This is a genomic window from Streptococcus suis (genome assembly GCA_022354845.1).
In the GTDB taxonomy this organism is placed as follows: Bacteria; Bacillota; Bacilli; order Lactobacillales; family Streptococcaceae; genus Streptococcus; species Streptococcus suis_AA.
The window spans coordinates 1,025,230-1,051,729 of record CP031970.1 but is presented as its reverse complement, the minus strand read 5'-3'; the positions used below and the strand labels follow the sequence as shown (position 1 = coordinate 1,051,729).

24 protein-coding genes, 1 tRNA gene and 1 pseudogene are annotated in these 26,500 nt (G+C 39.9%); 21 read left to right on the top strand and 5 right to left on the bottom strand.

All coding sequences use genetic code 11. The features are described from left to right. Positions 1 to 36 precede the first annotated feature (36 nt). The 5 genes from D2A30_05535 (at position 37) to D2A30_05515 (ending at position 4,378) form a co-directional block, all read left to right on the top strand. Positions 37 to 1,242, top strand: coding sequence for a 30S ribosomal protein S1 (locus tag D2A30_05535; protein ID ULL21081.1), 1,206 nt, complete (start codon positions 37 to 39; stop codon positions 1,240 to 1,242). Between the two features lie 36 nt (positions 1,243 to 1,278). Continuing rightward, positions 1,279 to 1,353: transfer RNA gene (locus D2A30_05530), tRNA-Arg, on the top strand. 91 nt (positions 1,354 to 1,444) lie between these two features. After that, positions 1,445 to 2,473 (top strand): low specificity L-threonine aldolase, encoded by a 1,029-nt coding sequence (locus tag D2A30_05525; GenBank protein ID ULL21080.1) that lies wholly within the window; start codon positions 1,445 to 1,447, stop codon positions 2,471 to 2,473. A gap of 155 nt (positions 2,474 to 2,628) precedes the next feature. After that, on the top strand, positions 2,629 to 3,438 hold the full coding sequence (locus D2A30_05520) for an amino acid ABC transporter ATP-binding protein (protein ULL21079.1): 810 nt from the start codon (positions 2,629 to 2,631) through the stop codon (positions 3,436 to 3,438). Between the two features lie 127 nt (positions 3,439 to 3,565). Next, the gene (locus tag D2A30_05515; GenBank protein ID ULL21998.1) at positions 3,566 to 4,378 is read left to right on the top strand and encodes an amino acid ABC transporter substrate-binding protein; all 813 of its coding nucleotides are present in this window, start codon (positions 3,566 to 3,568) and stop codon (positions 4,376 to 4,378) included. 48 nt (positions 4,379 to 4,426) lie between these two features. On the opposite strand, the gene glgB is transcribed toward D2A30_05515, so the two are convergent. The 5 genes from glgB to D2A30_05490 all read right to left on the bottom strand — a co-directional run bounded on the left by glgB (position 4,427) and on the right by D2A30_05490 (position 11,100). Next, positions 4,427 to 6,265 carry a 1,4-alpha-glucan branching protein GlgB gene (gene glgB, locus D2A30_05510; GenBank protein ID ULL21078.1) on the bottom strand — a complete coding sequence of 613 codons (1,839 nt, stop codon included), beginning with the start codon at positions 6,263 to 6,265 and terminating at the stop codon, positions 4,427 to 4,429. A gap of 66 nt (positions 6,266 to 6,331) precedes the next feature. Further along, positions 6,332 to 7,777: a glycogen synthase GlgA gene (gene glgA, locus D2A30_05505; protein ID ULL21077.1), complete on the bottom strand. Its 1,446-nt coding sequence runs from the start codon at positions 7,775 to 7,777 to the stop codon at positions 6,332 to 6,334. A gap of 8 nt (positions 7,778 to 7,785) precedes the next feature. Further along, on the bottom strand, positions 7,786 to 8,901 hold the full coding sequence (gene glgD, locus D2A30_05500) for a glucose-1-phosphate adenylyltransferase subunit GlgD (protein ULL21076.1): 1,116 nt from the start codon (positions 8,899 to 8,901) through the stop codon (positions 7,786 to 7,788). Positions 8,902 to 8,913: 12 nt separating this feature from the next. After that, positions 8,914 to 10,041, bottom strand: coding sequence for a glucose-1-phosphate adenylyltransferase (locus D2A30_05495; protein ID ULL21075.1), 1,128 nt, complete (start codon positions 10,039 to 10,041; stop codon positions 8,914 to 8,916). A gap of 147 nt (positions 10,042 to 10,188) precedes the next feature. Then, positions 10,189 to 11,100, bottom strand: a complete 912-nt coding sequence (locus D2A30_05490; protein ULL21074.1) for a LysR family transcriptional regulator — start codon at positions 11,098 to 11,100, stop codon at positions 10,189 to 10,191. A 209-nt stretch (positions 11,101 to 11,309) separates the two neighbouring features. On the opposite strand from D2A30_05490, the gene D2A30_05485 reads away from it, so the two are divergent. The 16 genes and pseudogenes from D2A30_05485 (at position 11,310) to D2A30_05410 (ending at position 26,456) form a co-directional block, all read left to right on the top strand. Further along, positions 11,310 to 12,083 carry a dihydroorotate dehydrogenase electron transfer subunit gene (locus D2A30_05485; protein ID ULL21073.1) on the top strand — a complete coding sequence of 258 codons (774 nt, stop codon included), beginning with the start codon at positions 11,310 to 11,312 and terminating at the stop codon, positions 12,081 to 12,083. Between the two features lie 9 nt (positions 12,084 to 12,092). Next, on the top strand, positions 12,093 to 13,034 hold the full coding sequence (locus D2A30_05480) for a dihydroorotate dehydrogenase (protein ULL21072.1): 942 nt from the start codon (positions 12,093 to 12,095) through the stop codon (positions 13,032 to 13,034). A gap of 167 nt (positions 13,035 to 13,201) precedes the next feature. Next, complete coding sequence (locus D2A30_05475; GenBank protein ULL21071.1) at positions 13,202 to 13,897, top strand: orotidine-5'-phosphate decarboxylase; 696 nt, start codon at positions 13,202 to 13,204, stop codon at positions 13,895 to 13,897. A gap of 62 nt (positions 13,898 to 13,959) precedes the next feature. Next, entirely contained in the window at positions 13,960 to 14,157 is a 198-nt protein-coding gene (locus D2A30_05470; protein ID ULL21070.1) for a hypothetical protein, read from the top strand. Between the two features lie 13 nt (positions 14,158 to 14,170). Continuing rightward, entirely contained in the window at positions 14,171 to 14,803 is a 633-nt protein-coding gene (locus D2A30_05465) for an orotate phosphoribosyltransferase (protein ID ULL21069.1), read from the top strand. A 105-nt stretch (positions 14,804 to 14,908) separates the two neighbouring features. After that, positions 14,909 to 15,835 carry a glycosyltransferase gene (locus D2A30_05460; protein ID ULL21068.1) on the top strand — a complete coding sequence of 309 codons (927 nt, stop codon included), beginning with the start codon at positions 14,909 to 14,911 and terminating at the stop codon, positions 15,833 to 15,835. Positions 15,836 to 15,844: 9 nt separating this feature from the next. After that, positions 15,845 to 16,498: a uracil-DNA glycosylase gene (locus D2A30_05455; GenBank protein ID ULL21067.1), complete on the top strand. Its 654-nt coding sequence runs from the start codon at positions 15,845 to 15,847 to the stop codon at positions 16,496 to 16,498. A gap of 30 nt (positions 16,499 to 16,528) precedes the next feature. Continuing rightward, complete coding sequence (locus D2A30_05450) at positions 16,529 to 17,800, top strand: dihydroorotase (protein ID ULL21066.1); 1,272 nt, start codon at positions 16,529 to 16,531, stop codon at positions 17,798 to 17,800. 337 nt (positions 17,801 to 18,137) lie between these two features. Beyond that, positions 18,138 to 20,357, top strand: a complete 2,220-nt coding sequence (locus D2A30_05445; GenBank protein ULL21065.1) for an LPXTG cell wall anchor domain-containing protein — start codon at positions 18,138 to 18,140, stop codon at positions 20,355 to 20,357. Between the two features lie 51 nt (positions 20,358 to 20,408). Further along, entirely contained in the window at positions 20,409 to 21,056 is a 648-nt protein-coding gene (locus D2A30_05440; protein ID ULL21064.1) for a Maf-like protein, read from the top strand. Positions 21,057 to 21,107: 51 nt separating this feature from the next. After that, positions 21,108 to 21,599 carry a YkgJ family cysteine cluster protein gene (locus tag D2A30_05435; GenBank protein ULL21063.1) on the top strand — a complete coding sequence of 164 codons (492 nt, stop codon included), beginning with the start codon at positions 21,108 to 21,110 and terminating at the stop codon, positions 21,597 to 21,599. 134 nt (positions 21,600 to 21,733) lie between these two features. Next, positions 21,734 to 22,482: pseudogene (locus D2A30_05430) on the top strand (HAD family hydrolase). A 279-nt stretch (positions 22,483 to 22,761) separates the two neighbouring features. Beyond that, positions 22,762 to 22,962 (top strand): hypothetical protein, encoded by a 201-nt coding sequence (locus tag D2A30_05425; GenBank protein ID ULL21062.1) that lies wholly within the window; start codon positions 22,762 to 22,764, stop codon positions 22,960 to 22,962. 169 nt (positions 22,963 to 23,131) lie between these two features. Further along, positions 23,132 to 24,466: a methylenetetrahydrofolate--tRNA-(uracil(54)-C(5))-methyltransferase (FADH(2)-oxidizing) TrmFO gene (locus D2A30_05420; GenBank protein ULL21061.1), complete on the top strand. Its 1,335-nt coding sequence runs from the start codon at positions 23,132 to 23,134 to the stop codon at positions 24,464 to 24,466. Between the two features lie 73 nt (positions 24,467 to 24,539). Next, on the top strand, positions 24,540 to 25,379 hold the full coding sequence (locus tag D2A30_05415) for an AraC family transcriptional regulator (GenBank protein ID ULL21060.1): 840 nt from the start codon (positions 24,540 to 24,542) through the stop codon (positions 25,377 to 25,379). 66 nt (positions 25,380 to 25,445) lie between these two features. Next, the gene (locus tag D2A30_05410; GenBank protein ULL21059.1) at positions 25,446 to 26,456 is read left to right on the top strand and encodes a hypothetical protein; all 1,011 of its coding nucleotides are present in this window, start codon (positions 25,446 to 25,448) and stop codon (positions 26,454 to 26,456) included. The last annotated feature ends 44 nt before the right edge of the window (positions 26,457 to 26,500 follow it).

Genomic DNA, 26,500 nt, shown 5'->3' with positions numbered 1-26,500 from the left:
GGGTGTAGAAACCCGATTGTCGGAGGTTTATTAATAATGAACGAATTTGAAGATTTGTTGAACAGTGTAAGCGAAGTTACACCAGGTGATGTGGTAACAGCTGAAGTATTGACAGTTGACGCTGGACAAGCTAATGTTGCAATTGCAGGTACTGGTGTAGAGGGTGTGTTAACGCTTCGTGAGTTGACAAACGATCGTAATGCTGACATCAACGACCTTGTTAAAGTTGGTGAAACACTTGAATTGCTTGTACTTCGCCAAGTTGTTGGTAAAGATACAGACACTGTTACATATCTTGTATCTAAAAAACGTTTGGAAGCTCGTAAAGCATGGGACAAGCTTGTTGGTCGTGAAGGTGAAGTTGTAACTGTCAAAGTTACTCGTGCAGTTAAAGGTGGATTGGCAGTTGAATTTGAAGGCTTGCGTGGTTTCATTCCTGCTTCAATGATTGATAGCCGTTTCACTCGTAACACTGAGCGTTTTGTAGGTCAAGAATTTGACGCTAAAATCAAAGAAGTTGATCCAGCAGAGAATCGTTTCATCTTGTCACGTCGTGATGTAGTTGAAGAAGCAGCTGCTTCAGCACGTGCTGAAGTATTCGGTAAATTGGCTGTTGGTGATGTTGTAACTGGTAAAGTTGCTCGCATTACAAGCTTTGGTGCTTTCATCGACTTAGGCGGTGTTGATGGTTTGGTTCACTTGACTGAGTTGTCACATGAGCGTAACGTATCTCCTAAATCAGCTGTTACTGTTGGTGAAGAAGTAGAAGTTAAAGTTCTTGCTATCGACGAAGTTGAAGGCCGCGTATCATTGTCATTGAAAGCTACACAGCCTGGCCCATGGGATGGCGTTGAGCAAAAATTGGCAGCTGGCGATGTAATCGAAGGTAAAGTAAAACGTTTGACTGATTTTGGTGCATTCGTCGAAGTATTGCCTGGTATCGACGGTTTGGTTCACATCTCACAAATTTCACACAAACGTGTTGAAAATCCTAAAGATGCTTTGACAGTAGGTCAAGACGTAACTGTTAAAGTTCTTGAAGTGAACGCAGCAGATGAACGTGTGTCACTTTCTATCAAGGCTTTGGAAGAACGTCCAGCAGCAGCTGAAGGCGAAGAAAGAGCTGAAAAACGTGCTTCACGTCCACGTCGCCAAAAACGTGAAGAAAAACGTGATTACGAATTACCAGAAACTCAAACAGGTTTCTCAATGGCTGACCTTTTCGGTGACATTGAATTGTAATTCACTTAAAAACTTGCCTCGGCAAGTTTTTCCTTTCCACCCTTAGTGTAATGGATATCACGTAAGATTCCGGTTCTTGAGATGGGGGTTCGATTCCCTCAGGGTGGACTAAATATATTTAAAAACCCTTGATTTACAAGGGTTTTTAGCGTATCAACTGTCCAAAATTATAGGGGGAGTTTATTTTTTACTGGAGGTATCTATGTTACATTTTGAAAATGATTATAATAAAGGGCTTCATCCTGCGCTTCTAGAAGCTATCATTGAAACAAACAATGAAGGGTTGTCTGGATATGGGACTGATCTTTATACTGTCCGTGCTGTAGAGAAAATCCGTGAAGCAACAGATTGTCCAATTGCACAAGTTACTTTCTTAGCTGGGGGGACACAAACAAACCAATTGGTCATAAATTCAATGCTTGCATCATATGAGGGAGTAATTGCTGCAGAAACAGGGCATGTGACAACTCATGAGGCAGGTGCTATTGAATTTTCAGGACATAAAGTTATGGCCTTACCGCATTCACAAGGTAAGCTAGTAGCGTCAAACGTTGAACAATACCTAACTGACTTTTATGCTGATGCCAATCACGAACATATGGTATTTCCTGGTATGGTCTATATCTCACATCCTACAGAATATGGCACCTTGTATACAAAACAAGAATTGAGTGACCTTGCTAGCGTTTGTAGTCACTTTCAAATTCCTTTGTATTTAGATGGAGCTCGTTTGGGATATGGTCTTGCTGCAAGGGACACAGATCTCGATTTGAAAGCGATCGCTACCTTAACAGATGTCTTCTACATCGGTGGAACTAAAATGGGAGCCTTACTTGGTGAAGCAGTTGTCTTCACTAAAAATAATCAGCCAAAGCACTTTTCGACAATTGTAAAACAACATGGAGCATTACTTGCAAAAGGTCGTGTAGTCGGTGTTCAATTCGATCGATTTTTTACAGAAAATCTATATGTGGAGATTGGTCGTCATGCGATTGAAATGGCAGAGCGTTTAAAAAGAATCTTGACTGAAAAAGGATATCAATTTTATCTGCAATCACCTACTAATCAACAGTTTATCATTGTTTCGAATAAAGTCCTAAACCATTTTGACGAATTAGGAATCGTTTATAGTTTTTGGGAAAAATATGATGAGTATAGTACGGTAATTCGCTTAGCAACAAGCTGGTCTACAACTGAAGAAGATATTACTGAATTAGAAAGCTTGTTATAACATTACATTCATTTACACATTAAAATTTTTAATAAAAACGAATAAAAATACAAAAAACTGTTGACAAATGTATAAATATGATTTAGAATAGCATAAACATACAAAATAAACTGTTGGTATGTTCAATATTATGATTTTTTATACAGGAGATTATTATGAAATTTAAGTCAATTTATAGGTTTGCGACTATTTGTTTTGCCTCTACTATCCTTGTTGCTTGTAACTCAAGCTCAACTTCAAATACTTTGCAAAAAATTGAAGACAAAGGAAAAATTGTTGTTGCTTTAAATCCAGAATTTCCTCCGTTTGAATACAAAACCATTGTAGATGGAAAAGATACAATTGTTGGTGCGGATATTGAGCTAGCGAAAGCAATCGGGGAGGAGTTAGGAGTTGAGGTTGAATTCTCTAGCATGAGTTTTTCAAATGTATTAGCGAGTGTACAGAGCGGTAAGTCTGATATTGCCATTTCGGGTATTTCTGCAACCGAAGAGCGTGCAATAATCTATGATTTCTCTGAGGCTTATTATCAATCGGTAAACAAAATGATTATAAAGAAATCTGACGCAACTCGCTTAACAAGCATCGAGGATTTCGTTGGTACATCAATTGGAACGCAAAAGGGTACCATTCAAGAAAGTGTCGGAAAAGAAGAATTCACTGGGGCCACAATAATTAGTTTAGATAAAAATGGCGATTTGATTCAACAATTAAAGGCTGGTCAGCTTGATGGTGTCATCTTTGAAGAGCCAATTGCCAAAGCCTACGTGGGGGTCAATAGTGACTTACAAATAGTTGATATGGATATTGAATCTTCAATTTCTGATTCTTACGCGGTTGCAATGCCAAAGGGTAGTACCGAATTAAAGGAAAAAATTGACAAAGTCATTACTGAGTTAGTTGACTCTGGTAAAATGGATCAATTTGTTGAGGAGGCCTACCAGCAATCCATCAGTAATAATTAGTTGTTTTTGAGAATAAATATTCAAATCGATTGGTTGACAATTGAATAAAAATTCGATAGAATATTCACTATCGAATCAAAAAAGATTGATTTGGAAATGAATGAAAAGGAACTGTTTATTAATGAAATTGAAAAAAATGCTTACCCTAGCTGCGACATTTGTCGCTACCCTATCTCTAGCTGCTTGTTCAGCAAGCTCTAGTTCAGATTCCAGCCAATCCACATTAGAAAAGATTAAAGAAAAAGGTACGTTGGTTGTTGCTACTAGTCCAGACTATGCACCATTTGAGTTTCAAGCTCTTGTTGATGGCAAGAATGAAGTCGTTGGTGCAGATATTATGCTTGCACAAAAGATTGCTGATGAATTGGGAGTAAAACTTGAAGTTTCAGCAATGAGTTTCGATAATGTCTTATCTAGTGTACAAAATGGGAAAGCTGATATTGCTATTGCTGGTCTATCATACTCAGATGAACGTGCGAAAGTTTTTGACTTCTCAGAAAGCTATTACCAAATTGCTGATGTATTGCTTATCAAAAAAGATGATGCAAGTGCCTTAACTTCAATTGATGCAATATCAGGTAAAAACCTGGCTGTCCAAAAAGGTTCTACTCAGGAAACATATGCTAAATCAGAAATAAGTCAGGCTAAAATTGTTTCATTGACATTAATGGGAGAAGCAGTAAATGAACTTAAAGCTGGTAAAGTTGATGCTGTTTTGATGGATTCACCTGTCGCAGCTGGTTATGTCTCACAAAACTCAGATTTAGCCATTGCTTCAATTGAATTCCCAACTATAGATGAAAATTCAAAAGTTATTGCTCTTCCAAAAGGAAGTGATGACTTGAAAACAAGCATTGACAAGGTTATTAACGAAGTCAAATCAAGTGGTGAATTTGATACCTTCTTAGAAAAAGCAGCCACTTATACAGCTGTTGAATAGAATACAAAAAAACTTGTAAGTCTAAAAGTAGAGACTTACAAGTTTTTTTTACTTCATTTTCTCGAAACAGAAACTAGTTAAGCGTGGCAATGTTATCGTAATACCATTCTCATTTGGATAGATACTAAATGATTCCATTGGGATGGTACTAGATGAGAAGACTAGCTTATATTCGGATTCTGCAGGCAGATCCAAATGTACGTCGAAGAGTTCTTGGTCATTAAAATTATGGATCGTTAGAATTTCTTGGTCATCACTCATACGTGAAAATGCAAAGAGATTACTATCACCATCAATTTTTACCCAATTAAACCCTTTTTCGTAGGCTTGATAATCATACTTCCAAAAGGCATCGTTTTCTTTATAGAAAGTAGACAAGGTTTTCATCATTTGATAGAAGGATTGGTGAATTGGAAATTGTAGTAAATTCCAATCCATTTCAGTATATTCATGCCATTCACGAATATGTCCCCATTCATTGCCCATAAAGAGTAATTTTTTACCAGGATGGGCAAAATAGAAGCTATAGTAGGCACGCGCCAAATTAAATTGATCTTCGTAATTTCCATCCATTTTCTCTATGATAGAGTGTTTCCCATGCACAACTTCATCATGTGAAAGTGGAAGAAGGAAATGCTCGTTTTGGTTGTAATACATTCCGAACGTTATTTCGTTTGAATGGTATTTGCGGTAGACAGATGGGCGACCCATGTATTTTAGCGTATCGTTCATCCAGCCCAAATCCCATTTCATATCGAATCCTATACCGCCATCTTCTAAGGAATGGGTTACTTTTGGAAAGCTAGAAGAATCTTCTGCAATCATTAGAACACCTTTATAGTCTGTATGAACCATTGCATTGACACGCTTGATAAAATCGATGGCAGCATGGTTTATTTTGTCTTCAGTCGTTTCCCCTCGCCAATAAAGGAGATAGGATAGAGCGTCAACGCGTATGCCATCAAAATGGAAGTATTCTAGCCAATATTTCAAATTTGAAAGTAAGAAAGACTGTGTCATGCCTTTACCAAGGTCAAAATTGGCAGTTCCCCACTGATGATTTTCTCGATCATGCTCATAAGGGTATTCATACAACCAACTACCATCAAACTGGTATAGACCATGTGCATCTTTACAAAAATGTAATGGAACCCAGTCTAAGATAACGCCAATCCCAGCTTGATGAAGCTGATCAACTAAATATTTTAATTCGTCTGGCTTACCAAACCGACTGGTGGGACTATAATAACCTGTGACTTGATAGCCCCATGAAGCGTCTAATGGGTGCTCAGTAATTGGAAGCAACTCGACATGCGTATAGTTATTTTCTTTGAGATGTTCAATCAAAAGCGGAGTGATATCTTTATAACTATTGAAGGCCTCTATCGGAGCCCCACCCTCATTTCTGTTGACGAATCGTTGTTTCCAAGATCCCAAATGCACTTCATAGATGGAGACAGGTTGTTCTTTGAAGTCATATTCCACTCTCTCATTCATCCAAGCTTGATCTTTGAATTTATAGCGTGAGTTGTAGGTGGTAGAGGCAGTCTCTGGGCGAACTTGACTGAAAAATGCGTATGGATCAGCCTTATACAATTCCCGACCGTCATGGGTAACAATCAAATATTTATAATTCTCAAGTGACTTTAATCCTTCAACATAGAGTTGAAAAACACCATCAATTTCCCACTGCATTTGATGACTTCTTTGCCACGCATTAAAATCACCAATCACAAATACCTCCCTAGCATTAGGAGCATAGACACGAAAATGGGTACCGAGTATCTTGTTTCTCTCTTTTACCATGTGTGCACCCATTTTTTCATAAAGGGTGGTATGTTCACCGGAATTCATATAATATAGGTCTAAATCAGTAAATTCTTTCATAGCAATCTCCATTGTGCAAAAGGAGTGGACGGGAGGTCTCACTCCAAATCAATCTTTATTTGTATTCTAACCACTTATTTCACGATAGAGCCAGATGTATTTTTCAGCCGAAGCAGTCCAGCTAAAGTCTCGCTTCATCGCTTGGTCAACCATCCTAAACCAATCTTCTGGCCGGTCATAGTAAGTTTGAAGGGCTAAATCGTAGACTTGACGCATATTGTAGGCATCACGTCCTCCAAAACTAAAACCAGTACCTTCTTTTGTTTCTATGTTATAAGGTGTGACGGTATCAACTAGACCACCTGTTTCACGAACCAATGGGAGTGTTCCATAGTGCATAGAAATCAGTTGGCTAATACCGCATGGTTCAAACATAGATGGCATTAAGAAGAGGTCACTTGCTGCGTATATTTGATGGGCGAGTGGCTCATTGTACCCACGATAGAAGGCGAATTTATCAGGATATGCCTGTTTGAAATGATTAAAGGCATTTTCAATATCAGTTTCACCATTTCCTAATATCACAAATTGAACATGAGCTTGTAGAAGATGTCCGAGTACCTCTGTCAAAAGATAGAAGCCTTTCTGCCAGGTTAAACGTGATACAATTCCTACCAGAATGACATTCTCATCTTGTGGCAGTGCAAATTGGGCTTGTAATGCCAATTTGTTTGCTTTTTTCTCAGCTATATTTTCCAAGCTGTAATTTTTTGCTAAATAGTGATCTGTTTGGCTATCCCAACTGTCATAGTCTATACCATTGACAATACCGACAAGATCATGTTTACGCAACTCCAAAACGTGTTGCATATTTTCACCAAATTCTTCCGTCAGAATTTCACGCGCGTAGGTTTCTGAGACAGTAGTCACTTTATCAGCATATAAAATTCCTAATTTCATGAAACTGATGCATTCATCATGAAAACGTGCAATACCATCCAAGTAGTAGCTGTAGTCCATGCCAAGTGCAGACCACAGTGCCTGCTTATGAAAAATACCTTGGAAGGCTAAATTATGAATGGTAAAGACATGTTTGATGCTAAGGAATTCTTCGCGGTAGCTATAGAATGTACGGCATAGGAAAGGAAGTGTAGCTGTGTGCCAATCATGTGTGTGCATGACATCTGGGAAGTAGTTCAGGGCTTCTAAGAGGCGACAAGTGGCATGTTGGAAATAACCAAATCGCATAGCGTCATCATCATATCCATATAATTCATCCCGTTCAAAGAAATCACGATGCTCAATGAAGTAGAAAGTCACACCATCTACGATCTGACGATAAACATTAGCCATGGATTGAATGTCGCCTGCTCGCACATCAAAGCTTGATACAAAGTCAAAGTCAGAATGATTGTGTATTGCAATCTTTTTATAAAGAGGAAGGACAACCCTTACATCCAGACCTTGCTTAACAAGTTCTTTAGGAAGTGAACCGATAACATCAGCTAAGCCACCAGTCTTGATGAATGGAAGTCCCTCAGATGCAACAAAGAGAACAGATTTTTTAGTCATATCAACTCCTAAATGATTTGATGAGGTTTCAGGTACGAAGGGGAAGTTTGACTTCCTTTGATGTCAATTGGGTGGATAATTTTAGTGGCTTTATCAACAATGGCATTTTCAATATTTGCGCCGGTCTTAATGGTCACACCATTGAGAATGATTGAGTTCTTTATCACAACACCCTCTTCAATGACAACATCACGGTCAATGACAGAATTTTCTACTTGACCATTGATATTCGCTCCATTTGCAACAATACAGCCTTTTACTTCAGCTAATGGACCATACAAGGTAGGAGAGGAGTCACTCGTCTGTGTATGGATAGGCCAGTCATGTTTGAAGAGCAATTTACGGGTATCCCGTTGAAGCAACTCCAGCTGAGTTGTAAAATAGGCTTCCACGCTGTTGATACAAGCAACAAAATCTCGATGAGCATATCCCATGATTTTGTATTGGTCCACAACATCTCTTAGAATATCTTTAAGCCAGTATAAAGAAGAAACCTTATTCGCACGTTGAATCAATTCGATAAAGGTCGTACGTTTCATGAAGTAAGCTTCTAATGAAACCGGGCGATTCTTGTATTTGCCATGATTTTCTTCAAATGCAATCACTCGACGGTCATCACCGAATTTCAACGTTTGACAGCCGATGAAATTTTCCTTCGCATCTGAAACGTTTTTATAGAGTACGGTGATGTCAGCTTCGTTTGCGATATGTTCCTCCAATACTTTTGAAAAATCTTGACTATAGATAAAGTAAGAAGGAGCGATTAAGACATATTCCTTCGTAGAGCTTTCGATATAATGGATATTTTCAGAAAATGCGTTAACATCATGCTGATAAACTGAGTTTGGATCTATCACACTGTTAAGCAAGCGTAATGAGCCACGTTTACTGTTGATGTTGTAGTGTTTACCGGTACCAACGTGCTGAATGGTAGAACGCATTCTTGCAGGCATATAAACTTGAAATTCAGTAATGCCTGAGTTAGACATATTTGATAGTACAAAGTCGATTAGACGGTAGCGACCTAGGAAGCTAAAAGCTTGAACACCACGGTGACTCATAACGTCACCAAAATGCACATTGTTTCCTTCAATATTTACAATTCCGAGTGTATTTCTTAGCATAGCATTCCTTTCTTACTTACTTACATTTTTGTCAACCAAAAGAATTTTATCAAGAGTTCCTGAAAGTTTTACATTATCAGCAATTTTCACATCCTCAGCAACAATGACATAGTCAAGCTCAGTGCCTTCACCAATCACTGATCCCGGTAACAGAACAGAGTTTTTAACAACCGCATCCTTATTTACCTGAACATCGTTTGAAATAACGGAATGTTCAACATAACCATCAATAACGGCCCCTTTATCAATATAGGCAGATTTAACAGTTGCAGAAGCACTAATAACTTGGGCAGGCGAACCTTTGTCTTCAGAGTAAATTCTCCAAGTTCTGTCGGACAAATCTAAATCACCAGAATGGTCAATTAAGTCCATATTTGACTCCCATAGGCTATTCACTGTACCCACATCTTTCCAATAACCTTGGAATGGATGGGCAATAAGAGTACGGCCATCTGAAAGATATTTTGGAATAATATCGTGACCAAAGTCGTGTGTAGAAGTTTCTAATTTATCATCTTCTTGTAGATATTTTTTAAGGGTTTTCCAGGTGAAAATGTAAATCCCCATCGAAGCCAGGTTGCTCTTTGGATTCTCTGGTTTCTCTTCAAATTCTTGGATGCGGTATTCTTCGTCGGTATTCATGATACCAAAACGCGAAGCCTCTTTGATTGGGACTTCAATAACGGCGATAGTAGCATCCGCTTTCTTATGAATATGCGTATCAAGGAGTTTATCATAGTTCATCTTGTAGATATGGTCACCAGATAGAATAAGTACATACTCAGGATCATGGAGATCAATAAAGTCAATGTTTTGCGTAATCGCATCAGCTGTTCCTTTATATAATCCAAAACCTTCGATTTTTTCACTCGGTGGCAATACAAAGACACCAGATCCTTGTACATCAAGTCCCCAACGTTGTGATTGAGCAACATATGAATTTAGGAGAACAGGCTCATACTGGGTTAAAACACCAACAATATCAATACCTGAGTTGGCACAGTTACTAAGTGGAAAATCAATGATACGATATTTTCCCCCAAATGCGACTGCTGGTTTAGCGACTTTTTTAGTCAACCCTTCTAGACGGGTTCCCCGTCCACCAGCAAGGATCATAGCTAACATTTTATTTTGAGCCATCTAACCACTCCTTTGTATTTGATACATGTATTATAGCACAGAATGAAAAAAAATGAAAGCGTTTCCCTGCTGTAAAATGAAAAATTTTCAATTATTTTACGAAACACTTTCACAAATATATTATATTAAATTCATAGGCATAAAAATTTAAATTTTATCGAATTTTACTTCCTCAAGAAGAAACTCTATAAATTTTTCACCCATATCAGAAAGAACTGCCTTTTCATGCTTGATATAGACCAATTCAATTTCATCATCATATTCTAGAGGGATTGAAACGATATTATCTCCGTTCAAATTGGAGTTAAGAATACCTGTTGCAATAGTGTAGCCATCAAGTCCAATTAACAAATTAAAAAGAGTTGCACGGTCAGAGACAACGATTGACTTTTTATGGTGTTCTTGAGATAAAATTTCTTCTGAGAAGTAGAAGGAGTTATGAATCCCTTGTTCGTAGCTGAGATAAGGGAAATCAACTAAGTCAGACAGTTTGATTGATTTCTTAGAGGCAAGGGGATTGGTTTTACTAATAAAAATATGAGGACTTGCTGTAAAAAGATACGTATGAGACAAGCGATAATCATCTAGTAATTTGAGAAGAACCTCACGATTATAGCTATTCAAAAAAAGTACACCTATCTCAGAACGGAAATTCTTCACGTCATCAATAATTTCCCAAGTCCGCGTTTCCCTTAAGAATAGTTCATAGTCTTCCATCTCTGTTTCCTTTAACAAGGAAACGAAAGCATTTACGACAAAAGCATAGTGCTGGGAAGACACACTGAATAATTGTCGTTTGGCATTCGGATTTTTATAGCGGTCTTCCAATAATTCAGTCTGTTCAACAATCTGCCGTGCGTAAGAAAGAAATTCCATCCCGTCCTTTGTTAAGGTAATTCCTTTGGGGTTTCGATAGAATATTTTGATATTCATTTCTTTTTCAAGATCTCGCACAGCGTTTGAAAGACTTGGTTGTGTGATAAATAATTGTTTGGCAGCTTCATTCATACTGCCTGTTTCAGCGATTTTGATAATGTAAAATAATTGTTGAATTCTCATAGTTCTATTTTAACATGAAAATTGACAAATGATATGAAAAAATGTATAATGCTGAAAATAATAACCTTTAACTGAGTCCAGAGAGGCGAAGAAGGGAACGTGATAAAAAGGACAGATTCTGTCTTCTTTTCGTGTAACCTTGCTAGCCAGCAAGGTTTTTTCTCTGCACCGACTTTCTTGTATTCTGAGAATTATAGAATAGGGGAAAAATGATTTTAAAAGAACAAATGTTACTTGTTGAACAAGTTCAACTTGCACCACGAATTTTTTCAATGATTTTGCAAGGAGAGATGGTTTCCGAAATGAGGATTGGACAATTTATCCATATTCGGGTTCCAAATGATGCAATGCTCTTGCGGAGACCGATTTCCATTTCTGAAATTGATTATGGTAGGTCCCAATGTCGGATTATTTACCGTGTGGAGGGTCTTGGGACAGATGTTTTCTCAAACATGGTTGCAGGGGATTATTTGGATGTCATGGGGCCACTCGGAAATGGTTTTGAGATTGATTTTCTCAAAGACGGTGATCCGATACTTATTATTGGTGGTGGCATCGGTGTTCCTCCTCTGGTGGAGGTAGCAAAACAAGCTGCGAAGCGTGGTGCTAAGGTCACGTCAGTCATTGGCTTTGCCACTAAAGAAGCTGTGATTTTGGAGGAGGAGTTGGCGCAGTATGGCTCTGTTCATGTCACAACAGATGATGGTTCCTATGGAATTAAAGGTTCTGTGGCAACTGTAGTGGAGCAGCTGACAAATGATTTTTCTGCCATCTATTCCTGTGGAGCGCCTGGTATGATGAAGTATGTTGACCAACGGTTCCAAGATCATCCACATGCCTACCTCTCGCTTGAAGCTCGCATGGCTTGTGGGATGGGCGCTTGCTATGCCTGTGTTGTCAAACCAAAGGGAGGACAAGAGCACGAGAACAAGCGCGTCTGCAAAGAAGGTCCAGTGTTTGAGACTGGAAGTCTGGTTTTATAGGAGGACAACATGGAGAAACGTTTAGCGATTTCCTTACCAGGTTTAGAATTAAAAAATCCCATTATTCCTGCATCTGGTTGTTTTGGTTTTGGTCAAGAGTATGCAGATTATTATGACCTTAACCAGCTTGGATCAATTATGATTAAAGCGACCACTCGTCATCCTCGCTATGGCAATGCGACTCCCCGTGTTGCGGAAACTCCAGCAGGTATGCTCAATGCCATTGGCCTTCAAAATCCTGGTGTTGATGCCGTCTTGTCCGAAAAACTCCCCTGGTTGGAACAGCATTTTCCAGATTTGCCTATCATTGCCAATGTAGCTGGTTTCTCAAACGAAGAATATGCCTACGTTTCAGGAAAAATTTCAAAGGCTCCGAATGTGAAGGCAATTGAGCTAAACATTTCTTGTCCTAATGTAGACCATGGTAACAATGGTCTTCTAATAGGACAGGTGCCAGAATTAGCTTATGAAGCTGTCAAAGCAGCAGTTACAGCATCATCCTTGCCAGTCTATGTCAAACTCACACCGAGTGTAGCTGATATTACCCTTTTGGCTAAAGCGGCTGAGGATGCAGGTGCAAGTGGCTTAACGATGATCAATACCCTAGTTGGTATGCGATTCAATTTGAAAACTCGACAACCGATTCTGGCAAATGGTACGGGTGGTATGTCTGGCCCAGCTGTGTTTCCAGTTGCACTCAAGCTCATCCGTCAAGTCGCTCAGATGACGAATCTTCCTATCATAGGAATGGGGGGTGTAGATTCGGCAGATAAAGCCCTTGAAATGATGATTGCAGGCGCAAAGGCTATCGGTGTGGGAACGGCGAATTTCACGGACCCATTTGCTTGTCCAAAGATTATTCAAGACTTGCCAAAACGCATGGAAGTTTATGGTATTGATTGTTTGGAACAGTTACGGAAAGAGATTCGTACAAGCTTGAGTCAAGATTGACAAGCTTCGTATAAAAGAGTAATATTAAAGAAACTAACTCCTTTAACTATGTCCAGAGAGGCTGGGAAGGTGTCATGTAAATTGCTTGAAAATATATTTTTCAGGCTGACTTCGTGTACAACCCTGTCTCAATTGGCAGGGTTTTTATGCATATTTGAAAGGATTTTATGAGAGAGAATCGACCAATTATTGCCCTAGATTTTGCAAGCAGAACAGAAGTGCAAACATTCCTAGAACAGTTTCCGAGCCAAGAAAAACTATTTGTAAAGGTAGGAATGGAACTATACTATGCGGAAGGCCCTGATATCATTCACTATTTGAAAGACTGCGGTCACAGTATTTTCTTAGACTTGAAACTTCATGATATTCCCAATACCGTTGAGTCTGCGATGCGAGTATTGGCAAAACTCGGTGTGGATATGACAAATGTTCACGCTGCTGGTGGTGTGGAGATGATGCAGGCAGCTCGTAGAGGATTAGGGGAGGATGCGATTTTAATCGCTGTTACTCAGTTGACCTCAACTTCTGAAGAGCAGATGAGAAAGGACCAGAATATTCAAACCAGCTTACAGGATGCAGTAGTGCATTATGCTCAAAAGGCTCAAGAAGCAGGTTTAGACGGGGTTGTCTGTTCCGCTCATGAAGTTAATTTCATAAAAGAAGCTACAAATCCCGAATTTGTTTGTCTGACACCTGGAATTCGGCCAAGTGGTGGAGAAATCGGTGATCAAAAACGAGTCATGACACCAGCAGATGCTGCTCGAATCGGTAGTGATTACATCGTAGTAGGTCGCCCGATTACAAAATCAGAAGATCCTTATGAATCCTATTTGGCAATCAAAGAAGAATGGAGTCGTGGATGATTCAAATGAGGTAATGGGTCTTTCTTTTATAAATGGATTGATTTAAGGCTCGAGGAGAAGATATGGGAAAGATTATGTCAAAGGATTTATTTTTTGATGATTCTAAGTACCGTTTTGATGATGGTAAAGTTGAGCATTTTTCACCAAACGTAGTGTTAAATGGCTATAAAGGTGACAAGGGTTCACGAATAGAACCAGCATTTTTAGGTAGATACAAGGCTATTCGGCGGGATGGTCATGTAGATAAGGCACGCATTTAAAAGGAGGTCTATTATGACATTAGCAACAGAAATCGCATCACACTTATTGGATATTAAGGCAGTTCATCTGCGTCCTGAAAAGCCGTTTACATGGGCATCAGGTATCAAATCCCCTATCTATACAGATAATCGTATTACACTATCTTATCCTGAAACTCGAAATCTGATTGAAGATGGCTTTGTTCAACGAATTGAAGAGGAATTTCCTGAGGTTGAGGTGATTGCCGGCACTGCCACAGCCGGTATCCCACATGGTGCCATCATTGCAGATCGGATGAATTTACCATTTGCCTATATTCGAAGCAAACCAAAAGATCATGGTGCAGGTAATCAATTAGAAGGTCGCATCATCAAGGGACAAAAAATGGTGGTTGTTGAAGACCTGATTTCTACTGGAGGATCTGTACTAGATGCCGTAGCAGCAGCTGAGCGTGAAGGTGCTGAAGTGATTGGTGTGGTAGCTATTTTCTCATATGAGTTGCCAAAGGCAGAACGAAATTTTGACAATGCTGGCGTGAAATTGGTGACACTCAGCAATTATTCAGAGTTAATCAAGGTTGCAAAAGTACAAGGTTACATTAGTGCGGATGGTTTAGATTTACTTAAAAAGTTTCGTCAAGATCAAGAAACTTGGCAAGAAAAGTAAGATGTTAAGGAATTGACTGTTTTTTGGGAACTCAACTTGCAAAGTGGTATAATGGACTTCTAAGAATAGTGAAGATATACAGAAAGATTCTTTGAGGGAGTTGAAATGATTTCAGTTATTGTACCGTGCTTTAATGAGGAAGAAACGATTCATTATTTTTATCAGGCGATGGAAAAGGTTCGAATAAAAATGAATGAGGAGTTTGAATATATTTTTGTCAATGATGGTTCTAAAGATAGTACTTTATCCATTTTACGTTCATTGTCTGTGCAAGATCGGTCTGTGAGTTATCTTTCATTTTCTCGTAATTTCGGCAAAGAAGCTGCCCTTTTTGCGGGTCTCGAGGTAGCCAATGGTCATTTAGTAACAGTCATGGATGCTGACTTACAAGACCCACCTGAAATGTTGATGGAAATGAAGCAAATGCTTGACGATAATTCAGACTTGGATTGTGTGGGAACTCGTCGTGTCAGTCGTGACGGTGAGCCACTGATTCGTAGTTTTTTTGCAACATTATTCTACAAATTGATGAATAAAATCAGCCAGGTGGAGGTCGTTGACGGTGCACGTGATTTCCGTCTCATGCGGCGTCATATGGTTGAAGCCATTCTTTCTGTTTCTGAATATAACCGTTTTTCCAAAGGCTTATTTTCTTGGGTAGGTTTTAATACAGAATACCTGCCCTATAAAAATGTTGAGCGTGTTGCTGGTGAAACTAGTTGGTCTTTATGGAAGTTACTGTCTTACTCCATTGAAGGAATTATCAACTTTTCGGATACACCTTTAAATATAGCATCCTACACAGGATTCTTTACATTCTTGTTGTCACTGGTTTTAATGGTTTTTGTAGTCATCAAAACCTTGGTATTCGGTGATCCGACAATTGGCTGGCCATCGACTATCTGCATTATCTTATTTTTAGGTGGCCTGCAGTTGATGACTATTGGTATACTCGGTAAATATTTGGCAAAAATTTTCTTGGAAACGAAGAAACGTCCGATTTACATTGTTAAAGAGAGAAGTTCAAACTAGGAGTGATGTATGGAACATTCGGCTTGGCACGAACCGATAAAGGCACAGTTGGCAGATCATTATTTTAACAAAATCAATCAATTCTTAGATCAAGTTTATGCCAGTGGTACCATCTATCCGCCTCGAGATAAGGTATTTGCTGCTATTCAGGCAACAGAATTGAAAAATGTCAAGGTAGTTATATTAGGTCAAGACCCCTATCACGGACCTGCTCAGGCACAGGGCTTATCGTTTTCAGTTCCGAACTCGGTGGCAGCTCCGCCATCTCTTCAAAACATCTTAAAAGAATTGAAGGATGATATTGGAGTCAAGGAAGACCATGATTTGACAGCATGGGCGGAACAAGGTGTGCTTTTGCTCAATGCTTGTTTAACTGTTCCAGCAGGTCAGGCAAATGGGCATGCGGGGCAAATCTGGGAGCCTTTTACGGATGCTGTTATTAAGGTGGTCAATAGCTTAGACCAGCCTGTCGTCTACATTCTATGGGGTGCCTATGCTCGCAAGAAAAAAGTGCTGATAACCAATCCTAAACATCTGATTGTTGAATCCGCTCATCCTAGCCCACTTTCAGCTTATCGAGGTTTCTTTGGAAGCAAACCCTTCTCCCAAGCAAATGCTTTTTTAGCATCTCATGGAAGTACGGGAATTAATTGGCTCCAATAATTGTTATTTGGTCATACAAGGAGAATAAAAATGTTATTAGTGAAAAATGGTCGTGTTTTAGATCCTCAAACTGGACTAGATAAAACTTGCGACATCTTAATAGATGGAAAGAGAATTGTAAAAATTGCGGAGTCAATTTCTGCTGACGTTGAACAAGTGCTTGATGCAACAGGATTAGTCGTTGCCCCTGGTTTGGTTGATATTCATGTTCATTTTCGTGAGCCTGGTCAGACCCATAAAGAAGATATTCACACAGGAGCCTTAGCAGCCGCAGCTGGTGGCTTTACTTCTGTTGTCATGATGGCTAACACTAATCCGACGATTTCTACAGTAGAAACTCTGAATGAAGTCCTGGAATCTGCTAAAAAAGAAGCCATCCATATTTATAGTGTGGCAACCATTACCAATCAATTTGATGGGCAAAATCTGACTGATTTTTCCGCCTTATTGGAAGCTGGAGCGGTCGCCTTTTCGGACGACGGTATTCCTTTGACAAATGCTGGCGTGGTTAGAAAAGCTATGAAATTAGCCAAAGTGCAGGGCTGTCTCATCAGTCTGCATGAAGAAGACCCTGACCTCAATGGTGTCTTGGGACTCAACGAGCAAGTGGCCGAAAAATATTTTCATGTTTGTGGTGCAACTGGCGTAGCAGAATACAGTATGGTCGCTCGCGATGTCATGATTGCCTATGAAACGGGTGCGCGTGTTCATATCCAGCATTTATCGAAAGCCGAGTCGGTCAAGGTGGTTGAATTTGTTCAAGGTCTCGGAGCAAATGTTACAGCAGAAGCAGCACCCCAACATTTTTCACGAACAGAAGACTTACTTCTAACAAAAGGTGCCAATGCCAAGATGAATCCGCCGTTACGCTTGGAGAGCGATCGGTTGGCAGTGATTGAAGGATTGAAATCTGGTGTTATCTCTGTTATTGCAACGGATCATGCTCCTCATCACGCGGATGAAAAAAATGTAGAAGATCTCACAAAGGCTCCATCAGGAATGACAGGCTTGGAAACATCGCTCTCACTTGGCCTGACTCACTTGGTAGAAGAAGGACACTTGAAGCTCATGCAATTGCTGGAAAAAATGACTATTAATCCTGCCAAGCTCTACGGTCTTGATGCGGGCTATCTTGCGGAAAACGGTCCTGCAGACCTTGTTATTTTCAATCCAGATGCAAATCGAACAGTCACAGCTGATTTTGCGTCAAAATCTGCAAACTCCCCATTTATCGGTGATACTTTGAAAGGCGATGTCTACTTTACAATTTCAGATGGAAGAATCGTTTATCATAAAAAATAAAATCATATGGAACTGTAGCCAACTTGGTTGCAGTTTTTTTATCGTTAAAGCCACATTTAGATGCATCATATAGGAAGTCAAGTCTTGCTGAGATGGAAATGATTGTGGAAGTGTTCAAAATATTTCCAGGTATTCTAACAAAAATTTCAACAGTGTCATTTCAAATATCTGTTTAAACAATAAGGAAATCGTTCCAAAATTCATTTTTGAATACATCAATGCCATTCTAATACAAATATTTTACGAACATTTTAACTATGAAAACGAATTCAATGTTTTTGTTTTTAGATAGAGAAGTGTATAATAACTATATAACTCACTTAAGAAAGGTCGATTTATGAAAAAGAAAGATTTATTGTTGCCTGTGTTGTCTACCCTGTTGTTGTCGCCAGTGATTTTAGCTCAACAAGTTCAAGCTGATGAAGTACAGACTGCAGATACCTCATCAACTATTGTCCAACAGACTGAAACTACGGGGACAAGTGCAAGTGTTTCTAATTCAGCTTTAAATACTCCAGAGACAGGATCATCTGGTTCAACAACAGATGGGGCAACTGCTGATGCAGTGGCTATCGAAGCTAGCACCCCGACTGAAACTACTGCCTCTAGTACGGCTACTGATTCAATTGAAGCAGTTATCATTCACACAAACGACGTTCATGGTCGAATTCTTGAAGAAAAAGGCGTAATCGGTGATGCCAAGGCTGCTGCAGTCATTGAAGAAGAACGTAGTAAAATTGAAAATACAATTGTGGTGGATGCTGGTGATGCCTTCCAAGGACTGCCAATTTCCAACTCTACAAAAGGTGAAGACAGAGCCAATATCATGAACCAAGTCGGCTATGATGCCATGGCTGTTGGTAACCATGAATTTGACTTTGGGATGGATCAAGCAATCAAATACAAAGAGACCTTGAACTTCCCACTTTTGAGTGCTAACACTTACGTTAACGGCGCTCGTGTTTTTGAAGCTTCAACTATCGTTGATAAACGCCCAACTGTTGTCGGTGATGAATTTGTAGTTTATCGGGTCACTACACCAGAAACTGCTACAAAGACACACCCAAAAAATATTGAAGGTGTTACATTTGCAGATCCTATTACCGAAGTAAATAAGGTCATTGATGAAGTAGAAGCACGTGCACTTGCTGATAATCGTGTCTATAACAACTACATCATTCTTGCGCACTTAGGTGTTGATGCGACAACTCCTGTAGAGTGGAGAGGTTCAACACTTGCAGAAGCCTTATCACAAAATAGCAAACTTGCTGGCAAACGTGTGATTGTTATTGATGGCCATTCCCATACTGTTCAATCTGCTACATATGGTGACAATGTAACCTATAACCAGACAGGTTCCTATTTGAATAATATTGGTAAAGTTACATTAAAATCTGAACAATTATTGGGCGAAGCAAGTCTTATTTCTGCTGCAGATACGGCCTCTGTGACACCAGATGCTTTAATTACTGAGCTTGTGAATGAAATCAAAGTAAAATATGAAGCTGAAAATGCTCAAGTAGTGATTGAAAACAACCCAGTTGAATTGAATGGTGAGCGTTCAAATGTTCGTGTACGTGAAACTAACTTAGGTAATGCTGTAACAGATGCTATCTACGCATATGGTCAAACAGGTTTCTCAAATAAAACTAGCCTTGCTGTGACAAACGGCGGTGGTCTTCGTGCAACTATTGCTAAAAATCAACCTGTTACAAAAGGTGATATTATTGCAGTTTTACCATTTGGTAATATCATTTCACAAATTACAGTGACTGGTCAGCAAATTCAAGATATGTTTACGAAGTCATTGTCATCTGCTCTGCAAACTGACAAAGAAACAGGCAAATTCATCCTAGATGAAAACGGAGCGCCTCTCTTTGAGGCAAGTGGCGGTTTCTTGCAAATCTCTGGTGCAACAGTATTTTATGATCCAACTTTACCAGTTAAAGAACGTGTGCTTCTTATTGGCATCTTAAATCCTGAGACTGGAGAATATGATGACTTGGATTTAGAAAAAACGTATTATCTCGCTACAAATGATTTCTTAGCTGCAGGTGGGGATGGCTACACAATGCTTGGTGGTGCTCGCGAAGAAGGTCCGTCAATGGATAGTGTATTTGCAGATTACCTAAAAACTGCTGACCTATCAGCCTATGCAGACATCAATCCATATTCTCGAATTATTCCTGTAGATTCTACCTTGGATACTGATGAAGATGGTTATCCTGACTTCATCGAAGTCATTGTTGGTAAAGATCCTGAAAATGCAGCTTCAAATCCAGATTCCACTTCAACTGAGTCACCAAATCAAGGCTCAAATGGATCTACATCAGACAATAAGGCTCCTGTTGATACGCCTAAGGAAAAAGATGGCAAATCTGAAACTGTAAAAGGCAATGAAATTCTCAAAAAAGCGCCACTGGCTAACGGAACCACTCCTGTGGCCAAGTCAGGAGTTTTACCAAATACTGGAGATCAATCAAGTCTTGGACTCAGCTTATTTGGTTTAGGACTCGCTGGACTGGCAATGGCTCTACGTCGTAAAGAAGAAATGTAAGCAATTTTTTTGAAACAGGGTCTTCGGACTCTGTTTTTTAATGGAGGAACTATGCAAACTGTATTTCAATATCAAAGAGAAGGCAAACGTGAACCAATCTCATCCTATGTCGTGCTCAGTAATTCACCACGCCGTAAGGAGTTATTAAAGTTCTTGAAACCACACATTACCTCTGTTGAAGTGGACGAACGAGGAATTGAAGAATATTTTATGAACCAATTTGCTTCCGATGATTTTCTCACTCGGGCAGCTAAAACGTGTTGTGAGATTTCCAAGGCCAAGTCTGAGATCAACTTGGCCCCAGAACATCTCTATATTTCGGCAGATACAATTGTAATCGCAGACGAACAGATTTTTAATAAACCAAAAGATTTGACCGAGGCTGAAGAGATGTTTCGATCCTATTTTGGCAAGAGTCATTATGTGGTGACCTCAGTTTGTCTACGAACGTCGCAATTACTGGATGTTTTCTATACGCTGGCACAGATTGATTTTGTTGACTATTATCCCGCACTAGAGGAGCTAATTCAGTCCTATATTTTTGAAAAGCAACCACTTGACAAGGCAGGTGCCTATGGTATTCAGGAGCTGGATCCACGATTTGTGGCGAGTATTTACGGGGATGTTCATACCATTATCGGTCTTCCAGTAGCAGAAGTATCTCGCAGGATATTTGACGATAGCGATTTTGAAAAATAGCAGAGCTGGCAGTCCGGTTTGTGGTATAATGGAGGACGAATAGGAGAGTTTATGAGTGTCGACATTGAAAAATACAAGCAATTGGCCCTGCAGAAGCAAGGAGAACACCGAAAATTTCTAGCAAATCTCAAGAAAAGAGCTCCTAAGAATTTAGACAGAATCGTACAGGACATTCACGCAGAAGTCTTTTCTGAAATTGAATGTACAGAATGTGCAAACTGTTGCAAAACATTGGGGCCACTTTTTACTGAATCTGATATTACTCGCATTGCCAAACATCTTCGTATGAAACTGCCTGTTTTCGAAGAGATGTATTTGCGAGTAGACGAAGATGGAGATAAGGTATTTCAGGCAATGCCTTGCCCATTCCTAGGTGGAGATAATCTTTGTAGCATCTATGATGCGAGACCAAAAGCTTGCCGAGAATTTCCTCATACCGATCGCAAAAAAATCTATCAAATCAACAATTTAACCATAAAAAACTCCTTGATTTGCCCCGCAGCTTATCTCTTTGTTGAAAAACTGCGGGAAAGAATCAGTTAATTTTTCCCATTCCTACTTGGTTTTACTTCTTCGGAATTTTTTCGAAAACTTCCAGACTAATTTTCAAACTTTTGTTGCAAACGCTTGCGTATTGCGTTATAATATCTTATATATCTCATAGATAGGAGAACTTCGTGAAACAATATAAGAATTACATCTTTGATTTTTATGGTACTCTAGTAGATATTGTAACGGATGAAAACAAGTTGGAATTATGGGAAAAGCTGGCTGCTATCTATAATTCCTTTGGATGTTCTTATGGTGCTAGACAGCTGAGAAGTGTATTCCAAGAAACTGCGAATGAAGCAGAGCTTGATTTGATCCGGATCAGTCCTTACCAAGATGTTGAAATTGACTTAGAGAAAGTATTTGTTCAATTACTGACTGATACCAAATATGGAAGGGAAACCCAAAATAAGCCTGCTGATTTAAAGACTTTCGGACAAATTAGCTACCGTATTCCGGGTCCTTTCTCGTGAAAAATTAGAAAATTCAGTATACCTTAGCTACCCTAGAGGAACTACAAAATAGGGGTGCACGATTGTTTATCTTATCCAATGCTCAGCGAATATTTACCCAAGCTGAGATTGAACTAACAGGGTGCGCAACCTTTATGGAGAAAATTTATATTTCCTCAGATTATCGCATTAAGAAACCTGAACCCGAATTTCTGCTAGGTTTAATGGGTGAAAATCAGTTAAATCCAGCTGAAACAGTCTTTGTCGGTAATGACTTGACTTCAGACATTGCTATTGCTCAAGCTGTTGGAATTGATGGTGTCTTACTGAATACTTTCCCTTACAGTCCTGATGAGATCTTTGCTTACCAAGATAAAGGTTGGGACTTTACGATTATCAATGATATTATTGAACTGATTCGTTAGATGATAACCCTAAGAACTACCTTCATCAATTTGGAAGTAGTTCTTTTGATTTTCTCATTTTCTATTTCTCAAGAAGGAACATACTTTGAAATAAACTATTCAAGAACTTTTAGACAATTATCGACAGGCGCTTTTATACAAAGATAAAGAATTGATGATTTCCCTTTATCATCATGACATTTTTATCTATGATGTTGCTGGCCAATGGTCGCTTAAAGTCAAACAAGAATTAATTGCAATGGTTGAGGATTGGTTTAAGTCATTTCCCTAGGTGAAGTAGTGGTTGATTTTTCAAATCTAACCATCAAGTCTTCCCATTACTGTGCCTTTGCCTATTTTGATGCAACTTTTTCAAAACTAAAAAATGAAGTGGTAGTGCAATCTGTTATTGAGCGATTTACACTCTGTTTGGTGTTTGGGGATGGCTGGAAAATAATACACCAGTATGCCAGCCACCCACTAGAAGTTTCTCATAATTGATAATACATAAATATAATTATGTAATTAATCGATATTTTTTCAATAAGAGTCATTACTAACTTTCAAGGTAAATTTTTGATATACTATTTAGGAATAAAAAATTAGAAAGGTTCTGTTTTGGGTCATCCCCATACAGTAGCCAGATATTCTGGCTAGAGGTATTAGTTTCATGTCTCAAACCCACATTAATGTTATCGGAGCTGGATTGGCTGGCTCAGAAGCTGCTTATCAGATTGCCAAACGCGGCATTGCTGTCAAACTCTACGAGATGCGTGGTGTCAAGCCGACTCCTCAGCACAAGACAGACAAGTTTGCTGAGTTGGTTTGTTCCAATTCATTCCGTGGTGATAGTTTGACCAACGCTGTCGGCCTTCTTAAGGAAGAGATGCGTCGTTTGGATTCCATTATCATGCGAGCTGGTGAAGCCCACCGTGTGCCTGCTGGGGGTGCCATGGCCATGGACCGTGAGAATTTCTCTCAAGCAGTCACTGATGAGATTCACAACCACCCACTGATTGAGGTGATTCGTGAGGAAATTACGGAGATTCCTGATGATGCTATTATAGTTATCGCGACGGGACCTTTGACATCTGACGCCTTGGCGGAGAAGATTCACGCGCTTAATGGTGGCGACGGTTTTTACTTCTACGATGCGGCAGCACCGATTGTCGACAGCTCGACCATTAACATGGACTTGGTTTATCTTAAGTCTCGTTACGACAAGGGAGAAGCTGCCTATCTCAATGCTCCAATGAACAAGGAGCAGTTCACTGCTTTCTATGAAGCCTTGATTTCAGCCGAAGAGGCGCCGCTCAATTCCTTTGAAAAAGAAAAATACTTTGAAGGCTGTATGCCTATTGAAGTCATGGCCAAACGTGGAATCAAAACCATGCTATATGGCCCAATGAAGCCAGTCGGTCTGGAATACCCTGAAGATTACAAGGGACCACGTGATGGCGAATACAAGACACCGTACGCAGTTGTTCAGCTCCGTCAGGACAACGCAGCAGGTAGTCTTTACAACATTGTAGGCTTCCAGACCCACCTTAAGTGGGGTGAGCAGAAGCGTGTCTTCCAGATGATTCCAGGACTCGAAAATGCTGAATTTGTCCGTTATGGTGTCATGCACCGCAATTCCTACATGGATTCGCCAAACTTATTGGAACAGACCTTTGCGACCAAGAAAAATCCAAATCTTTTCTTTGCAGGTCAAATGACAGGAGTAGAAGGCTATGTCGAGTCTGCTGCCTCTGGCTTAGTGGCTGGTATAAATGCTGTTCGCCGCTTCCGTGGCGAAGACCCAGTCATCTTCCCACAGACCACAGCCATCGGAGCTCTGCCATTCTACATCACCCACACCGAAAGCAAGCACTTCCAGCCTATGAATGTCAACTTTGGTATCATCAAGGAGCTGGACGGGCCACGTATCCGCGATAAGAAAGAGCGTTATGAAGCAATAGCAGAGCGTTCCCTCAAGGACTTGGAAGAGTTTTTGACGGTTTAAGCCGATAGTTTTCCGACGAAAAGTATCGGGAAAACTTGGATGGTAGATGGTAAACTGATAGGGAAAGGGGAAGTTGATGATAAAAGAGTTCAATGCAACCGTACGTTACCTAGAGTCCGTTTTAGAAAGCGAAATCGATGAACGGGAATTTTTGCGCATATCAGGATATTCCGTTCCCATGTTTAGTCGTCTCTTTTCTATTCTGACAGATATGTCCTTGTCAGAATACGTTCGGTTACGAAAGTTGACGCGAGCTGCTATGGACATTCGTGAAGGACAGGCAAAGATTATAGATATAGCCCTTAAATATGGGTATGAATCTTCGGATTCTTTTGCCTTTGCCTTCAAACAATTTCATCAGATTTCTCCTAGTCAAGTGCGTAAGGGGTTGCCTTTTAAGGTCCTCTTACCCATGCAACTATCATTAACCATCCAAGGAGGTAAAGAAATGGAGGTTCGTATTGAAAAGAAGGCTAGTTTTACAGTTGCTGGACTTCTTCGTACAGCAATCAGTAACGAAGTGTGTCCGCAGGTATGGGAAGACTTGTTCAAGAACCATACTTATGAAGAGTTAGCTGCTCTAGGAAGTGGGCAGTCCTTTCGAGTTTGTACATTAGCTCAAGCGGACGAGACGATTAATTATATGGCTGCTTATGATGTCACAGATAGGGAAAAAGCGACTAAGTTAGGCTTAGAACTTCTTGATGTTCACGAAGCTGACTATGCTATTTTTACCCTAACAGGCCCTGTTCCTCAATCTATTCATGCAGGATGGCGTTATGCGCTAGAAACTTTTTTTCCTGAACACGGCTATCGCCATTCAGGTGCACCAGATTTTGAGTACTATTTTGAAGGAGACATGAGTTCCCCAGACTACCAAATGGAACTCTGGATTCCCATTGTGAAAGCATAATTTACAGGACACCTTCGGGTGTCTTTTGTGTTATACTGGAGACAGAATACGAGAAAGAGGAGTACTATGAACCAAGATACTTGGAAGGGGATAATCTTAAAGAAACAGGGGCTACTTACAGCGCAATCTGTTCAAGAAATTTGCCAGAACCTGAACGGCTTGCAGGCACAATTTCAGCCCTATGTCCATATTGGTTTTCGGAATCGGATGACGGGGCAGGATTTTCAGCAGGCAGATTGGCAGGAAAAGTTGACCCGTCAATGGTCCATCCGCAGGACTGTCCATGCCTATCTCAAATCTGAAATTCCTCTCTACATCCATGAGGGGCGTATGGCTGATACCGCCTATTTACAAACTGAGTGGCGGGATGGGTTGAAACCAGAAATCAAGCAACGGTATCATCAGATCATTTTAGAAGGTCTGAGTCAAGGTGCTTTGACCCGTGACCAGATTAAGGACCTTTGTCGGGCAGAGAAGATTAACCAAGAAGATGAAAAGCGTATTTTCAATGCCTGGGGCGGGCTCTTGCGCTATATGGTTGAAAGGGGGGAAATCTACCAGGAATATGGGGCCAAGCGTTTCCACTTACTCAAGGATTTTCAACCTCTGCCCAAGAAAGAAGCGGAGCTGGAAATTGCCCGCCGCTATTTTTCAGGATTTGGCCCTGTCAGTCTGGCTGATGCTCGTTATTATTTCAAGGAAAATAAGTCAACCGTACTTGATTGGATGAAGCGGCTGGACTTAAAAACCATCCAAGTTGCTGGCGAAGAACGTTTTTATCTGGGGGATTTGGAAGAAGCAGAGCTGCCAGAATGCCTCTTCATTGCAGGTTTTGACCAACTTTTGCTAGGTTATGAAAAGAAGGCTAATCCTTTTTTTAATCCTAAATACATCCCTAATATCTATACTTTAACGGGTATTGTCAAACCTGTTGTCTTTTATAAAGAGCGATTTGTGGCAACCTGGAAACGAGATAAAGGCACTATTTTACTAGACATCTTTGAAGACATCAGCCAACAAGAAAAGAAAGAATTGGAAGATTACCGCCAAATGTACGAGGAAGTCTTGAAGCAATAGCTGGTTTATGTTTGGTAAATTCGAAAATTGCAAAAAAATAACTA

Coding starts and splice junctions, on each gene's coding strand:
- D2A30_05475 (ULL21071.1), top strand. CDS start 13,202: ATGAGAGAGAATCGACCAATTATTGCCCTAGATTTTGCAAGCAGAACA.
- D2A30_05495 (ULL21075.1), bottom strand. CDS start 10,041: ATGGCTCAAAATAAAATGTTAGCTATGATCCTTGCTGGTGGACGGGGA.
- D2A30_05525 (ULL21080.1), top strand. CDS start 1,445: ATGTTACATTTTGAAAATGATTATAATAAAGGGCTTCATCCTGCGCTT.
- D2A30_05410 (ULL21059.1), top strand. CDS start 25,446: ATGAACCAAGATACTTGGAAGGGGATAATCTTAAAGAAACAGGGGCTA.
- D2A30_05440 (ULL21064.1), top strand. CDS start 20,409: ATGCAAACTGTATTTCAATATCAAAGAGAAGGCAAACGTGAACCAATC.
- D2A30_05490 (ULL21074.1), bottom strand. CDS start 11,100: ATGAGAATTCAACAATTATTTTACATTATCAAAATCGCTGAAACAGGC.
- D2A30_05465 (ULL21069.1), top strand. CDS start 14,171: ATGACATTAGCAACAGAAATCGCATCACACTTATTGGATATTAAGGCA.
- D2A30_05520 (ULL21079.1), top strand. CDS start 2,629: ATGAAATTTAAGTCAATTTATAGGTTTGCGACTATTTGTTTTGCCTCT.
- D2A30_05480 (ULL21072.1), top strand. CDS start 12,093: ATGGAGAAACGTTTAGCGATTTCCTTACCAGGTTTAGAATTAAAAAAT.
- D2A30_05420 (ULL21061.1), top strand. CDS start 23,132: ATGTCTCAAACCCACATTAATGTTATCGGAGCTGGATTGGCTGGCTCA.
- D2A30_05485 (ULL21073.1), top strand. CDS start 11,310: ATGATTTTAAAAGAACAAATGTTACTTGTTGAACAAGTTCAACTTGCA.
- D2A30_05460 (ULL21068.1), top strand. CDS start 14,909: ATGATTTCAGTTATTGTACCGTGCTTTAATGAGGAAGAAACGATTCAT.
- D2A30_05535 (ULL21081.1), top strand. CDS start 37: ATGAACGAATTTGAAGATTTGTTGAACAGTGTAAGCGAAGTTACACCA.
- D2A30_05450 (ULL21066.1), top strand. CDS start 16,529: ATGTTATTAGTGAAAAATGGTCGTGTTTTAGATCCTCAAACTGGACTA.
- glgA (ULL21077.1), bottom strand. CDS start 7,777: ATGACTAAAAAATCTGTTCTCTTTGTTGCATCTGAGGGACTTCCATTC.
- glgB (ULL21078.1), bottom strand. CDS start 6,265: ATGAAAGAATTTACTGATTTAGACCTATATTATATGAATTCCGGTGAA.
- D2A30_05470 (ULL21070.1), top strand. CDS start 13,960: ATGGGAAAGATTATGTCAAAGGATTTATTTTTTGATGATTCTAAGTAC.
- D2A30_05445 (ULL21065.1), top strand. CDS start 18,138: ATGAAAAAGAAAGATTTATTGTTGCCTGTGTTGTCTACCCTGTTGTTG.
- D2A30_05435 (ULL21063.1), top strand. CDS start 21,108: ATGAGTGTCGACATTGAAAAATACAAGCAATTGGCCCTGCAGAAGCAA.
- glgD (ULL21076.1), bottom strand. CDS start 8,901: ATGCTAAGAAATACACTCGGAATTGTAAATATTGAAGGAAACAATGTG.
- D2A30_05455 (ULL21067.1), top strand. CDS start 15,845: ATGGAACATTCGGCTTGGCACGAACCGATAAAGGCACAGTTGGCAGAT.